Source organism: Streptomyces sp. NPDC048612, from assembly GCF_043199295.1.
Taxonomy (GTDB): Bacteria; Actinomycetota; Actinomycetes; order Streptomycetales; family Streptomycetaceae; genus Streptomyces.
On the sequence record NZ_JBICVV010000003.1, the window covers coordinates 69,930 to 85,697 of the forward strand.

A 15,768-nucleotide genomic window follows, 5' to 3' on the forward strand; every position below is an offset into this window, starting at 1 on the left:
ACGTTGTAGACCGGAACGGTTCACCAGCGGCGTTCAGGAACGGCCGAGCTCCTGATTGATGAAATCGAAGATCTCGTCGTCCGAGGCCGCATCCAGCTGCTGGGACACGGCGGACTTCGCCTCGCCCTCGGCCACCCCGCCCAGCTCAGCCAGGATGCTCCGAAGACGGGCCTCGACGAGCCCCCTGGCGGCGTTCTCTGGGGAAAATCCTGAAATCGCGCCGGCGAGACGGTCCAGGTCAGCGAGTACGGCGGCCTCCGGCTCGGCGTCCGCGGCACCGAACAGCGTGTCCTGCACATGCTCCGCGAGAAGCTGTGGCGTGGGGTAGTCGAAGACCAGGGTGGCGGGGAGCCTCATCCCGGTGTCGGCGTTCAGCCCGTTCCGCAGCTCGACCGCGGTGAGCGAGTCGAAGCCCAGATCCCGGAATGCCCTGACAGGCTCCACGGCCTTCATATCGCGGAACCCGAGAACGGTGGCCGTGTGGCTGCGTACGAGGTCGAGTACGGCTTGCGCGCGCTCCACCGCAGAAAGGCCCGCGACCTTACCGAGGAAGGGCTGTCCCGCGTCCTGGACCTCCTCCTGGGACGTACCAGCTACCGCGTCAGCGACCTCCGGGAGGTCCTCCAGCAGCGGACTCGGGCGAGCGCTGGTGAACGCCGGGGCAAAGCGCTCCCATTCCACATCGGCGATCACTACCGAAGCCTCGCCCGAAGCCATCCCCAACGCCGAAACCGCCAACGCCGGGTCCAACGCCTTCAGCCCGCGACGCAGCAGATGCTCTTCCGCGCCCTCTGTGCCGGCCATACCCCCACCGGCCCACGGACCCCACGCCACCGCACAACCCACCACACCCCGCGCCCGACGCGCCTCCACCAACCCCTCGACGAAGGCATTTCCCGCCGCATACGCCCCCTGACCACCACTGCCCCACACACCCGCAATCGACGAGAACACCACAAACGCATCCAACTCACGATCGTGCAAGGCCTCGTCCAGCACCACGGCGCCCGCAACCTTCGCCCCCATCACGTCAGCGAAATGCCCCGCATCCGCCTCAGCCAACGGGACGGAATCCACCACACCCGCCGCATGGACCACGGCGTCCACCACGCACCCGGACAGCAGCTCCTGGACGGCGTTCCGGTCCGAGACATCGCAGGCCTCCACCGTCACCTGAACACCCAAGCCGGACAGCTCCGCCTCCAGGTCGACCGCACCAGGCGCCTCAAGACCACGACGACTCGTCAGAACGAGATGCTCCGCACCCCGCTCAGCCGCCCAACGCGCCACCCGCGCCCCCAACGCACCCGTACCACCCGTGATCAACACCGTCCCACGCGGCCGCCACCCATCAGCCGCATCCCCAGCGGGAGCGTGAACCAGCCGACGCCCGAACACCCCCGACGCCCGCACCGCCACCTGATCCTCACCACCATCAGCGAGAACCCCGACCAGCCGGTCAACCACCCCACGGTCCACCACCTCCGGAAGATCCACCAGACCACCCCAACGATCCGGCAACTCCAACGCAGCCACCCGACCCACACCCCACACCGCCGCACCCGCCGCGTTCGGACCATCATCAGACTGACCCGTGGCAACAGCGCCCCGCGTCATGACCCACACACGCCCACCCACACCCGCATCCCCCAACGCCTGCACCACCACCGCAGTACGCACCACGTCCGCCGGCACCCCCTCGCCAGAGGGCTCGCCCGCCAGGCCGCCCGGCAGCACCAGCACGCCCGCGACGGCGTCACCCTCGAACCCCGCAAACCGCTCGGCCAGCGCAACCCGATCCACATCCGGGCCGCAGTCCACCCGCTCGACCCGCACACCACACCCCGCCAGACCCTCCACCATCGAAGAGGCCCAGCCCGAGTCCGCCGTGCCCTCCGGCGCCACCACCAGCCAACGCCCGGACAGCTTTTCCCCGGCTTCCACACCGACCGGCTTCCACTGCACCCGGTACCGCCAGCCGTCCACCGCCGACCGCTCACGCCGCTGCCGCCGCCACGAGGACAACGCGCTCAGAGCCTCATCCCACGAGGCATCCCCGGGTATCGCCAGTTCCCCGGCCAGGGCGTCCGGATCTTCGCGCTCCACGGCCTCCCAGAACCACGCGGTCCCGTCGTCCGCCGACTGAGTCACGACGTCCCCGGCCTCGGTCACCGGGTTGCTCGGCCAGAAGCGCTCACGCTGGAATGCGTACGTGGGCAGATCGACCTGCCGCGCCCCCGGGAAGAGCGCCCGCCACTGCACCTCCGCACCGTCGACGAACATGCCACTCACCGCAGCCACCAGGGCTTCTGACTCCAGCCGACCCTTACGCAACACTGGCGACAGCAGCAGGTCCGCACTGTCTGTGCATGCCTGCGCCATGGCGGTCAGGGTGCCGTCCGGCCCGATCTCCAGGAACCGGATCACCCCATGCACCTCCAACCACCGCACACCGTCAGCGAAACGGACGGCCTCACACACATGCCGCACCCAGTAGTCGGGGGACCTCAGTTCTTGCGGTGTGGCGAGTTCACCGGTCACATTCGAGACCACCGGGATACGCGGCTCCGCGTACACCACACTCTCCAGAACCGCCCGGAACTCCTCCAACATCGGTTCCATCAGCGGGGAGTGGAAGGCATGGCTCACCTGGAGCCGCTTCACCTTCCGACCCTCCGCCTCAAAATGCCCAGCGATCTCGGCAACAACCGACTCATCACCCGAAACCACCACCGCCTGCGGACCATTCACCGCAGCGATACTCACCTGCTCCTCGCGGCCCTCCAGCAGCGGACGTACCTCGTCCTCGGCGGCTTGGAGGGACACCATCGCGCCGCCCGTCGGCAGCGCCTGCATCAACCGCCCACGCGCCGCCACCACACGACACGCATCCTCCAGCGACCACACCCCCGCCACATAGGCAGCCACCAGCTCACCAACCGAATGACCCACCAGGAAATCCGGCCGCACACCGAACGACTCCACCAGCCGGAACAGCGCCACCTCCACCGCGAACAACGCCGGCTGAGTGAACTCCGTCCGATGCAGAACCTCCGCGTTCTCACCGAACACCACACCCCGCAGCGACGACTCCAACTCAGTGTCAAAGCAGGCGCATACAGCGTCAAAGGCGTCCGCAAAAACCGGGAAGGTGTCATACAGCTCCCAGCCCATACCCAAACGCTGCGCCCCCTGCCCCGTGAACAGGAATGCGGACCGCCCCTGTTGCTTGGTCCCACGCACCACACCGGCGGCCTTTCGACCCTCCGCGAGTGCGGTCAGCCCCTGTACCGCCGTCTCGTGACCGTCGACGAGCACCACAGCGCGGTGGTCGAACATTTCCCTTGACGTCGCCAAGGAGAGGCCCACGTCAGACGGATCAAGCAGGAATTCGTCCAGATGCGCCAGGAGCCGTTGTGCCTGGGCCTGCAAACCTGATGCGTCACGCGCTGAGATGACCCAAGGGACTGCGGGCAGTTTGAGCGTCTCCTCGCTGCCGGGCAATTCTTCGGATGCCGGCGCCTCTTCAATGATGGTGTGGGCGTTGGTGCCGCTGATGCCGAACGAGGACACACCGGCCCGCCGAGGCCGCGCCGACTCCGGCCACTCCACCGCCTCCGTCAGCAGCCGCACCTCCCCCGCCGACCACTCCACATGCGACGACGGCTCGTCCACATGCAGCGTCCGCGGCAGAACACCATGCTGCAACGCCAGCACCATCTTGATCACACCCGCCACACCCGCAGCCGCCTGCGTATGCCCAAGATTCGACTTCACCGAACCCAACCACAACGGCCGGCCAGCCTCCCGACCCTGCCCATACGTCGCAATCAGCGCCTGCGCCTCGATGGGGTCACCCAGCGACGTCCCCGTACCATGCGCCTCCACCACATCCACATCCGACGGCGCCAGCCCCGCACCCTCCAACGCCTGACGGATCACCCGCTGCTGCGAAGGACCATTCGGCGCCGTCAGACCATTCGACGCACCGTCCTGATTCACCGCACTGCCACGCACGACCGCCAACACCCGATGCCCCTTCCGCCGCGCATCCGACAACCGCTCCACCACCAGCACACCCACACCCTCGGAAAACCCCGCACCATCCGCAGCATCCGAGAACGCCTTGCACCGACCATCAGCAGCCAACCCCCGCTGCCGACTGAAATCCACAAACAACCCCGGCGTCGACATCACCGTCACACCACCCGCCAACGCCAGATCACACTCACCCGCACGCAACGACTGCACCGCCAAATGCAACGCCACCAACGACGCCGAACACGCCGTATCCACCGTCACCGCAGGCCCCTCAAGACCAAACACATACGACAACCGCCCCGACACCACACTCGCCGCATTACCCGTACCGATATAGCCCCCCAACTCCTCCTCACCGGAGGCCACCAACAACCCGGTGTAATCCTGGCCGTTCGTGCCCGCAAACACCCCCGTACGCGACCCCCGGAGCGAACCGGGAACGATGCCCGCCCGCTCAAACGCCTCCCACGACACCTCCAGCAGCAACCGCTGCTGCGGGTCCATCGCCACCGCCTCACGCGGCGAAATCCCGAAGAAGTCCGCATCGAACTCATCCATCCCCGGCAGGAACCCTGCCTCACGCGTGGAGACCTTCCCGGGACGGCCCGGCTCCGGGTCGTACAGCCCCTCAACATCCCAGCCACGATCCTCCGGGAACGGCACCACGCCCTCCCCGCCCTCAACCAGCAACCCCCACAACTCCTCCGGCGACCCCACACCACCGGGGAACCGGCAACCCATCGCCACAATCGCCACCGGCTCATCCGGATCGGTGTCTGCGGCCGTGGAGGTGATGACACCCGCGTCAGGTGCTTCGTCCCCACCGGACAGCTCGTCTTCCAGATGGCGAGCCACCCGCTGCGGAGTGGGGTAGTCGAAGACCAGGGTGGCGGGCATCGTCAGTCCGGTGGCCGCCTGAAGTTGGTTGCGCAGCTCCACGGCGGTAAGTGAGTCGACACCGAGTCCCCGGAAGTCGCGGGTGGGCTCGATCGCTTCGGGGCCGGGGTGTCCCAGCACCAGTGCGGCCTGAGTCCGTACGAGTTCCAGGACCGCTGCTCGTCGCTCGTCCTGGGACAGGGGGGAAAGCCGCGACCGCAGGGCGTCCGCCGGCGTCATCTCACCCGAGGAGGAGACGGCGGTTCGACGCGTACTCCTCCCCAGGAGACCTCGCATGAGCGGAGGAAGGACTCCGGCGGCATGCTGCTCCCGCAACATCGTGTGATTCAGCTGGACCGGGACGACCACGGGCACTGCGGTGTGGCGGGCGGCATCGAAGGCCTCCACACCACGCTCCTCGGTGAAGGGGGTGATGCCGCCACGAGCCATGCGCTGCAGATCGGCTTCGCTCAGCTCACCCGTCATTCCCGCGCCCGGAGCCCAGGCACCCCACGCCAACGACCGTGCGGGGAAGCCCGATCCACTACGCCGGTGCATCAGGGCATCCACGAAGGCGTTCGCCGCCGCATAGTTGCCCTGGCCCGCGCTGCCGAATGTTCCCGCCACCGACGAGAACACCACGAACTCCGCCAGATCCTCCGCATGCGTCAACTCGTCCAGGAGCAGCAGCGCATCCGCCTTCGGCGCCAGCACGGCGTCCATGCGAGCGGGCGTCAGTGAGGACAGCGTGGCGTCGTCGAGGACGCCTGCGGTGTGCACGACAGCGGTGAGGGGATGCTGCTTCGGCACCGAGTCCAGCAGCCTGCTCAGCGCACCGCGATCGGACACGTCACACGCCACGACCTCGACCTCGGCACCCAGCCCCGCCAGCTCCTCCACCAGGGCATCCGCCCCCGGAGCCTGCCGACCCCGACGACTCGCCAGCAGAAGATGACGTATGCCGTGCTCGGTGACCAGATGCCGGGCCACCAGCGCCCCCAGACCACCCGTCCCACCCGTGACCAGCACCGTCCCCTCCACATCGAGGGGCACCGGCATCGTCAGCACGACCTTGCCCACATGCCGCGCCTGACTCAGGAACCGGAACGCCTCCGGAGCCTTCCGCACATCCCACGCCGTCACCGGCAACGGCTCCAGCACACCCCCCTCGAACAACTCCCGCACCTGCGCGAACATCTCCCCGATCCGGTCCGGGCCCGCCTCGATCAGATCGAAGGCCTGATACCGCACCCCCTCGTGGCCGGCCGCCACCTCCCCCGGCTCACGGACATCCGTCTTGCCCATCTCCAGGAAGCGCCCACCCCGCGGCAACAACCGCAGCGACGCATCCACGAACTCCCCCGCCAACGAATCCAGCACCACATCCACGCCCCGGCCACCGCTCGCCGCCAGGAAGGCTTCCTCGAAGTCCAGATCACGCGACGAAGCGATATGCGCCTCATCCAGCCCCAAAGCCCGAAGCGCCCCCCACTTCCCCGGACTCGCGGTCGCGAACACCTCCGCACCCAGATGCCGCGCCAACTGCACCGCCGCCATCCCCACACCACCCGCACCGGCATGCACCAACACGGACTCACCAACCTGGAGACCGCCCAGCTCCACCAGCGCGTAATACGCCGTCAAAAACACCACCGGAACCGACGCCGCCTGCGCGAACGACCAACCCTCCGGAACCCGGACCACCATCCGCTCATCAGCCACCGCCACCGGACCGAACGACTGGGGGAACAACCCCATCACCCGGTCCCCCGGCGCCAGCCCAAGGACGCCCGGACCGGCCTCGGTGACCACGCCGGCGCCCTCGATGCCCAGGGCCCCGGCGTCGCCCGGGTACCTGCCGAGCACGTTCAGCACATCGCGGAAGTTCACCCCGGCCGACCGCACCGCGATACGCACCTGGCCGGGCTCCAGGTCGTCCGCTGCCTCGGGTCGCCGCACCAGGCGCAGGCTCTCCAACGGGCCGTCGGCGGCGTTTTCGAGGCACCATCCGTCCTGCGGCAGGCCCGGCATCGTCAGCTCGTCCCGCCGGATGTTCATGCTCAGCCTCGGCAGATGGGCCGTGCCGTCCCTCAGGGCGAGTTCGGGCTCTCCCGTGGCCAGGGCAGTCGGCAGTGCTGCCAGTGAGGCTTCCGTGCCGTCTACATCCACCAGTACGAAGCGGTCGGGGTGCTCGATGCGTGCGGCGCGGACGAGGCCCCAGACCGTGGCTTGTGCGGGGTCGGGGTGCTGGTTTTCCGCCGGGACGGCGTTCCGGGTCACCACCACGAGGCGGGCGTCGGAGCGGTGGTCGGATTCCGTCCATTGTTGTATGCAGGCCAGAGTGCGGTGCGCCGCTGCCCGCGCGGCCGCCGGAGTCGCGGCGGACTCGTCGGTGGTGGTGTCGAGCCGCAGCGCGACGAACGGCGGCAGGTCATCGCCCGGTGCGGCGCCGAGGTCGTGGAGGTCGACGGCTTCCGCGGCGGTCTCGGGCACCGGGGTCCAGTCGACCCGGTACAGCGCGTCGGAGTGGGTGCCGCCCTGCCGGGCGCGGCTGAACAGTTCCGCCGTCATCGGCTGGCGGGTGAGGGAGTCGATCTCCGCCACCGGTTGTCCAACGGCATCGGCCAGTTGGAGCGACACGCCGCCGTCGGCGCTCGTCGATATGCGTGCCCGGAGCACGGTGGCTCCCAGGGCATACAGCTGCACGTTCTGCCAGGAGAGCGGCTGCTGTGCGAGGTCGGCGGTCTCGTCCGCTTCGAGTGCCAGCGCGTGGAGGACGGTGTCCAGCAGGGCGGGGTGCAGCCCGAAGGACGAGGCTTCCGCCGCTTCGGGGATCTCCACCGTGGCGAAGAGGTCACCGTCACGCCGCCATACGGCGCGCAGACCGCGGAAGGCGGGACCGTAGACGATCCCGGCGTCGGCGAAGGCCTCGTAGAGTCCGTCGGTCGGGACGGGCCGGGCTCCTTCCGGGGGCCACACGGCGAAGTCGAAGGCCTCGCGGTGCCGGCCTGCTCCGAGCACGCCGGTGGCGTGCCGGACCCATGGTTCCTCCGCGACACCGGTGCTCCCGATGCGGCAGGAGTGGACGGTGAGTGCGCGGGCGCCGTGGAGGTCCGGCTCCTGGATGCGCATCTGCAGCTGGACGGCTTCGTGTGCCGGGAGCACCAGGGGGGCTTCGACGGTCAAGGACTCGATGTGGTCGCAGCCGGCGTGGTCGGCGGCGCGGAGTGCGAGTTCCAGGAAGGCCGTTGCGGGCACGAGGAGGGAGCCGTCGACGACGTGATCCGCCAGCCACGGGTGGTCCTGCGCGGTGAGCCGTCCGGTGAAGACGACGGAGTGCGAGTCGGCAAGCGTCATGGTGGCCGCGAGCAGTGGGTGTTCGGCCGCCTGCAATCCCGACGAACCGAGGTTCGTGGCGTTGGTGTGGCCCAGCCCGATCCAGTAGCGCTGGTGTTGGAAGGCGTAGGTGGGCAGATCCGTGTGGTGGGCGCCGGTGCCGGTGAAGAAGGCGGCCCAGTCGACGGTGACTCCGCGGGCGTGGGCGTGGCCGAGGGCGGTGAGGAGCCCCGTCACCTCCGGGCGGTCCTTGCGGAGGGCGGGCACGAGGAGGTGGTCAGCGGGACCGTCGAGGCATCCCTGCGCCATGGCGGTCAGGGTGCCGTCCGGCCCGATCTCCAGGAACCGCGTCACCTCGTGCTCCTCCAGCCACCTGATGCCGTCGGCGAAGCGGACGGCGCCGCGGACATGCCGCACCCAGTAGTCGGGGGAGGTCAGTTCCGCTGCCGTGGCGAGTTCGCCGGTGACGTTCGAGACCACCGGGATGCAGGGTTCCTCGTACGACACGCTCTCCGCGACGGCACGGAACGCGTCGAGCATCGGCTCCATCAGCGGGGAGTGGAAGGCATGGCTGACCTGGAGCCGCTTCACCTTCCGGCCCTCGGACTCGAAACGCCCGGCGACGTCCGCGACGGTGGTCTCCTCGCCGGAGACCACCACTGCCTGCGGGCCGTTCACAGCGGCGATGCTCACCCGCTGCTCTTGACCTTCCAGCAGCGGAACCACCTCGGCCTCGGTGGCCTGGAGCGACACCATCGCGCCGCCCGGCGGCAACGCTTGCATCAGCCGGCCGCGCGCCGCCACCAGACGGCAGGCATCCGCCAGCGACAGGACGCCCGCCACATGGGCGGCCGCCAACTCACCGATGGAGTGGCCCACCAGGTAGTCCGGCCGGACACCGAAGGACTCCACCAGCCGGAACAGCGCCACCTCAACGGCGAACAGCGCCGGCTGCGTGAATTCCGTCCGGTGCAGCGCCGCCGCGTCCGCCGCCCTGTCCGCCTCTGGGGCTCCTTCGGCGGCGAAGACCACACTCCGCAGGGGCGACGTCAGCTCAGCGTCGAAGTGGGCGCACACCGCGTCGAAGGCCTCCGCGAACACCGGGAAGTCCTCGTACAACTCCCGGCCCATTCCCGCGCGTTGAGCGCCCTGGCCGGTGAAGAGAAAGGCGAGGCCGCCTTCCGAGGTGGCCAGGTCCGCGACGATGTTTCCCTGCGGCTCGCCGCGGCCGAGCGCGTTCAAGCGGTCGAGCAGGGTTTCCCGGTCCTCGCCGAGGACGACGGCCCGGTGTTCGAGCGGCGACCGGGTGGTGGCGAGCGACCGTCCCACGTCCCGCGGGTCCAGTTCGGGCCGGTCCCTGAGATGCGCCGACAGGCGCGCGGCCTGCGCCCTCAGCGCCGCCTCGCTGCGTCCGGACAGAACCCAGGGCACGAGGGACGGTGCGGGTGTCGGCGAGGGCGCTTCGTGCGGTTCCTCCACAGGGGGCTGTTCGAGGATGACATGTGCGTTGGTGCCGCTCAGGCCGAAGGACGACACACCTGCCCGGCGGGGCCGGTCTCCTTCCGGCCACCGCACGTCATCGGTGAGCAGCCGGACGTGGCCTGCCGACCAGTCCACGTGGGAGGACGGCTCGTCCGCGTGCAGCGTCCGGGGCAGCACTCCGTGCCGGAAGGCCTCCACCATCTTGATGACGCCGGCGACACCCGCCGCCACCTGCGTGTGCCCGATGTTGGACTTCACCGAACCCAGCCACAACGGGCGGTCCGCGTCGCGGTCCTGGCCGTAGGTGGCCAGGAGTGCCTGTGCCTCGATCGGATCGCCCAGCCTGGTGCCCGTGCCATGGCCCTCGACCGCGTCCACGTCCGACGCCGACAGCCCCGCGCCGGCCAGTGCCTGCCGGATCACCCGCTGCTGGGAGGGGCCGTTCGGTGCCGTCAGGCCGTTCGAGGCACCGTCCTGGTTCACGGCGCTGCCGCGTACGACGGCCAGCACGCGGTGGCCGTTGCGCCGGGCATCCGAGAGCCGTTCCACCAGCACCATGCCGGCGCCCTCGCCCCAGCTGGTGCCGTCCGCGGCCTCCGCGAACGCCTTGCAGCGGGCGTCCGCGGCAAGGCCCCGCTGCCGGCTGAACTCGATGAACGCACCCGGTGTGGACATCACGGTCACTCCGCCGGCGAGGGCGAGGTCGCAGTCGCCCGAGCGCAGGGACTGCACCGCCAGATGCAGGGCGACCAGCGACGACGAGCATGCCGTGTCCACGGTCAGGGCAGGCCCTTCCAGGCCCAGTGTGTACGCCACCCGGCCCGAGACCACCGCGCCGGAGCTTCCGGTGAGCAGGTGGCCCTGGAGGTCGTCGGGCATGTTGCCGGCGCCCGACCCGTAGCCCTGGTAGCCGCAGCCCACGAAGAGTCCGCTGCGGCTGCCCCGTAGCGACAGCGGGGCGATGCCGGCCCGTTCCACGGCTTCCCAGGAGATCTCCAGCAGCATCCGCTGCTGGGGGTCCATGGCCAGTGCCTCGCGTGGTGAGATGCCGAAGAAGCCGGGGTCGAAATCGCCGGCGCTGCGGACGAATCCGCCCTCGCGCACATAACTGGTGCCCGGGCAGCCGGAGTCGGGGTCGTAGACGGCGTCGAGGTTCCAGCCGCGGTCCTCGGGGAAGGGCGTGATGGCGTCGCCGCCGTCGGCGATCAGCTTCCAGAGGTCCTCCGGCGACCGTACGTCCCCCGGGTAGCGGCAGGCCATGCCCACGATGGCGATCGGTTCCCCGTCCGCCTCTACGGGGTGCGCGAGTGCGGCGGTGTGCTGCTCCCCGAGGTCACCCAGGAGTGCGGTGCGCAGGTGACGTGCCAGTGCCGACGGCGTCGGATGGTCGAAGACGAGTGTCGGGGACAGGGGAAGCAAGACGGCCGCGGAGAGGGTGTTGCGGAGTTCGACCGCGGTGAGGGAATCGGTGCCGAGTTCCTGGAAGGTGCGGGTTGTCCCGACGTCTTCGGGGCCCGGGTATCCCAGCACGGTGGCGGTGGTCCGGCGTACCAGACGGAGCAGGTGTTGTTCCTGTTCGGCGGGGGTGCGCAGGGCGGCGAGGAGGCTGCGGACGCCTTCGGCCCCGGTGGCCTGGCCGGGGCTCTGGGCGGCGGCTTCGGGCAGTTTGCCGAAGAGCGCGTTGCGGCCTGCGGGGAAGGTGTCCCAGTCGATGTCGGCGATGACGAGGTGGGTCTCGCCGTGGTCGAGTGCCTGCTGCAGCGCGACGAGTGCGGTGTCCGGCTCCATGGGTGGCAGGCCGGCGCGGGTCAGCTTCGCGCGCAGGGTGGGGTCGGCGGCCATGCCGTCGTGTGCCCAGGGGCCCCAGGCGATGCTGGTCGCGGGCAGGCCGTGGGCGCGGCGGTGCCGGGCGAGGGCGTCCAGGCCGGCGTTGGCCGCCGCGTAGTTGGCCTGTCCGGCCGCGCCGAGGGTGCCCGCGAGGGAGGAGAAGAGGACGAACGCGGTCAGGTCGTGTGCGCGGGTCAGTTCGTGGAGGTGGGCCGCGGCCTCGGTCTTGGGGCGCAGGACGGTGGCGAACCGTTCGGCGTCCATGGTGGCGAGGGTGCCGTCGTCGAGGACGCCTGCGGTGTGGAACACGCTGGTCAGCGGCTGGTCTTCGGGGAGGGAGGCGAGGAGCCGGGCCAGTGCGTCGCGGTCTGCGGGATCGCAGGCGGCGACGGTGGCGCGGGTGCCGTGGGTGGCGAGTTCGGCGATGAGGTTCTGGGCGCCCGGGGCGTCGGGGCCGCGCCTGCTGATGAGCAGCAGATGTTCGGCGCCTTCGCGGGCCAGCCGGCGGGCGAGGGCGGAGCCGATGGTGCCGGTGCCTCCGGTGATCAGGGTGGTGCCGGCCGGGGCCCAGGCGGTCGATCCGCTGGGCTGCTCGGGGTGGGGGGCCCGGACCAGCCGGCGGGCGAAGAGGCCGGAGGCGCGGAGGGCGAACTCCTTGCCGTTCCCGGTGTCGTGGCCGGGGCCGTGGAGCACCACGCACAGGCGGTCCAGGGCGCGGTCGTCGAGCTGTTCCGGCAGGTCGACGAGGCCGGACCAGTGGTCGGGGTGTTCGATGGCCGCGGTGCGGCCGAGGCCCCAGAGAGTGGCCTGTCCGGGGGCGCTGAGCAGGTCGGAGCGGCCGATGCTGACGGCGCCGCGGGTCGCGCTCCACAGTCGTACGGGGGCGTCGGTGCCGAGCAGTGCCTGGAGGAGCGCACCGGTCAGGGCGAGGGCGGCGGGGGTCTCGGGGTGGTGGGGGTCGCGGGCGGTGCCCAGGCCGAGGAGGGAGAGGACGTTGATCTCGTCCGGGGCCCGGTCGCGGCCCCGGTCGCGGGCCTCGTCGAGGCGTTGCGCGAGGTGGTCGGCGTTCGGGGGCAGGTTCAGGGTGGTGACGGTCGCGCCGTGCCGGGCGAGCGCGGTCGTGAGGGCGTCGGCGACGGGCTGGTGGTCCTCCGGGCCCTCAGCGGGGACGACGAGCAGCCAGTGGGCCGGTGCGGTCGGGGTGGCGTGGGGCTCGACCGGCTCCCAGTGCTCCGCGTACCGCCAGGTCCGGGCGGTGGAGTGCTGCTGCTGGTCGCGGTGGAAGGCCGCGAGTGCGGGGACGACCGGTTCGAGGAGGGAGCGGTCGAGGCCGATGCTGTCGGCGAGTTCGGGCAGGTTCTGCTGCTCGACGGCGGTCCAGAAGGCGGAGTCGGCCGGCCGGCTGCCGGGCACGTCGTCGGGGGGTGTGGCGTGGAGCCAGTAGCGGGTGCGCTGGAACGCGTAGGTGGGGAGGTCGACGCGGCGCGCGCCGGGCAGCAGGGCGGCCCAGTCGAGGGGGGCGCCGGAGAGGTGCAGTCTGCCGACCGCGGTGAGCAGGCTCTCGGCCTCGGGGGTGTCCTTGCGGAGGAGGGGGGTCAGCAGTCGGTCGCCGTCGGGCAGGCAGGCCGCGGCCAGTGCGGTGAGGGTGCCGTCGGGGCCGAGTTCGACGAGCCGGGTGACGTGGCGTTCGGCGAGGGCCCGGACGCCGTCGGCGAAGCGTACGGCCTGGCGGGCGTGGCGTACCCAGTAGTCGGGGCTGCACAGTTCGTCGGGGGTGGCGAGGCGGCCGGTGACGTTGGAGATGACGGGGGTCTGCGGCTGCCGGTAGGTGAGGTCGCGGGCGGTGGCGCGCAGGTCCGCCAGCATCGGTTCCATCAGCGGCGAGTGGAAGGCGTGGCTGACCCGCAGTCGGGAGACCTTGCGTCCCAGGTCCCTGAAGTGGCCGGCGAGGGTGTCCACGGTGGCTTCGTCGCCGGCGATGACGGTGGCCTCGGGGCCGTTGACCGCGGCGATGCTCACCCGGTCCGCGGTGTCCGTCAGCAGCGGCCGCACCTCGGCTTCGGTCGCCTGGAGGGAGGCCATGGCTCCGCCGGGCGGGAGTGCCTGCATCAGCCGTCCGCGGGCCGCCACCAGCCGGCAGGCGTCCGGGAGGGACAGCACGCCGGCGCAGTGTGCGGCGGCCAGTTCGCCGATCGAGTGGCCCATCACGACGTCGGGCCGGATGCCCCACGAGGTCAGCAGCCGGAAGAGGGCCACTTCGAAGGCGAAGAGCGCGGGCTGGGTGGTGCCGGTGCGGTCCAGCAGTGCCGGGTCGTCGCCGAAGACGGCGTCCCGCAGCGGCAGTTCGAGCTCCGGGTCGAGGTGTCCGCAGGCGGCGTCGAAGGCCTCGGCGAACGCGGGGAACGTGTCGTACAGCTCGCGGCCCATGCCGAGGCGCTGGGCGCCCTGCCCGGTGAACAGGAACGCGGTCTTGCCGCGGAGGGGGGAGCCGGTGAGCGCGCCTGCGGCGTCGGGGCCCTCCTCGGCGAGTGCGGCCAGCTTGCGGTGGAGTTCGTCGGGGCCGGTGCCGAGGAGGACCGCGCGGTGTTCGAAGGCGGACCGGGAGGTGGCGAGCGAGTAGGCCAGATCCCGCGGGTCCGTGTCGGGGTGGGTCTCCAGGTGGGTCAGCAGACGGCCGGCCTGTGCCCGCAGGGCCTCCGCGCTGCGGGCGGAGAGCACCCACGGGAGGTGCGGAAGGCGGGCCGCGATGTGGTGCGGGACTGCTTCGGCGGCCTGTTCCCGGCCCGCCGCGGCCGGTTCCGGGTCGTCCGGGGAGGGAGCCGGGGCCTCCGGGGCCTGTTCCAGGATGGTGTGCGCGTTGGTGCCGCTGATGCTGAACGACGAGACGGCGGCGCGGCGCGGCCGGGCAGCTTCCGGCCAGGTCACGGGCTCGGTCAGCAGCCGGACGTGGCCCGCCGACCAGTCCACGTGGCTGGAGGGCCGGGCGCTGTGCAGGCTCTGCGGCAGGACGCCGTGCCGGAGGGCCAGCACCATCTTGATCACACCGGCCACACCCGCGGCCGCCTGGGTGTGCCCGATGTTCGACTTCACCGAACCCAGCCACAACGGCCGGTCGGCGTCCCGGTCCTGGCCGTACGTCGCGAGCAGCGCCTGAGCCTCGATCGGGTCACCCAGCGTCGTGCCGGTGCCATGTGCCTCGACGGCGTCCACGTCGGCGGCGGTCAGCCCGGCGCCGGTGAGCGCGGAGCGGATCACCCGTTGCTGGGCGGGGCCGTTGGGGGCGGTGAGGCCGTTGGAGGCACCGTCCTGGTTGAGGGCGCTGCCGCGGAGCAGGGCGAGCACCGGGTGGCCGTTGCGGCGGGCGTCGGAGAGCCGTTCGACCAGCAGCATCCCGGCGCCCTCGCCCCAGCCGGTGCCGTCGGCGTCGTCGGAGAACGGTTTGCACCGGCCGTCGCCGGCGAGTCCGCCCTGCCGGTCGAACTCGACGAAGGCGGCGGGAGTGGACATGACCGCGACCCCGCCGGCCAGGGCGAGGTCGCATTCGCCCGCCCGGAGGGACTGTGCAGCGAGGTGCAGAGTGACCAGCGAGGAGGAGCAGGCGGTGTCGACGGTGACGGCGGGGCCTTCGAGGCCGAGGGCGTAGGCGACCCGGCCCGAGACGACGCTTCCGGTGGTGCCGGTGAGGATGTGCCCTGCGACGCCCTCGGGGACGTTGCCGCGCAGCCCGGCGCCGTACTCCTGATTGCTGCAGCCGGCGAAGACGGCCGTGTTGCTGCCGCGCAGCGTCGTCGGGTCGATGCCCGCCCGCTCCAGTGCCTCCCAGGACACCTCCAGCAGGAGCCGCTGCTGCGGGTCGGTGGCCAGTGCCTCGCGCGGGCTCATACCGAAGAACTGCGGGTCGAACGCGTCGGCGGTGTGGACGAAGCCGCCGCGGGTGGCGGCCGCATCGAGTGCGCTCAGGTCCCACCCACGGTCGGCGGGGAACTCCGACAGCGCGTCGACTCCCCCGGCGAGCAGCTGCCAGTACTCCTCGGGGGTCTGCACACCGCCCGGGAACCGGCAGCTCATGGCGACGATGGCGAGGGGTTCACCGGCGGCGTCGACCAGCTGCTGATTCTGTTTGCGCAGCCGGTCGTTCTCCCGCAGCGAGGCCCGCAGGGCTTCGACGATCTGATCCGCGGACGTGGCCATTGGTCAGCTCTCCAT

At 70.9% G+C, this 15,768-nt stretch carries 1 protein-coding gene; it reads right to left on the bottom strand.

Annotated features, from left to right (window positions below; all coding sequences use genetic code 11):
- Nucleotides 1-33: 33 nt before the first annotated feature.
- Nucleotides 34-15,753, bottom strand: coding sequence for a type I polyketide synthase (locus ACGFN2_RS06640; protein WP_393358051.1), 15,720 nt, complete (start codon nt 15,751-15,753; stop codon nt 34-36).
- Between the last annotated feature and the right edge of the window lie 15 nt (nt 15,754-15,768).

Excerpts from the sequence above, each read along its gene's own strand:
- ACGFN2_RS06640 (WP_393358051.1), bottom strand. The coding sequence starts at position 15,753 with ATGGCCACGTCCGCGGATCAGATCGTCGAAGCCCTGCGGGCCTCGCTG.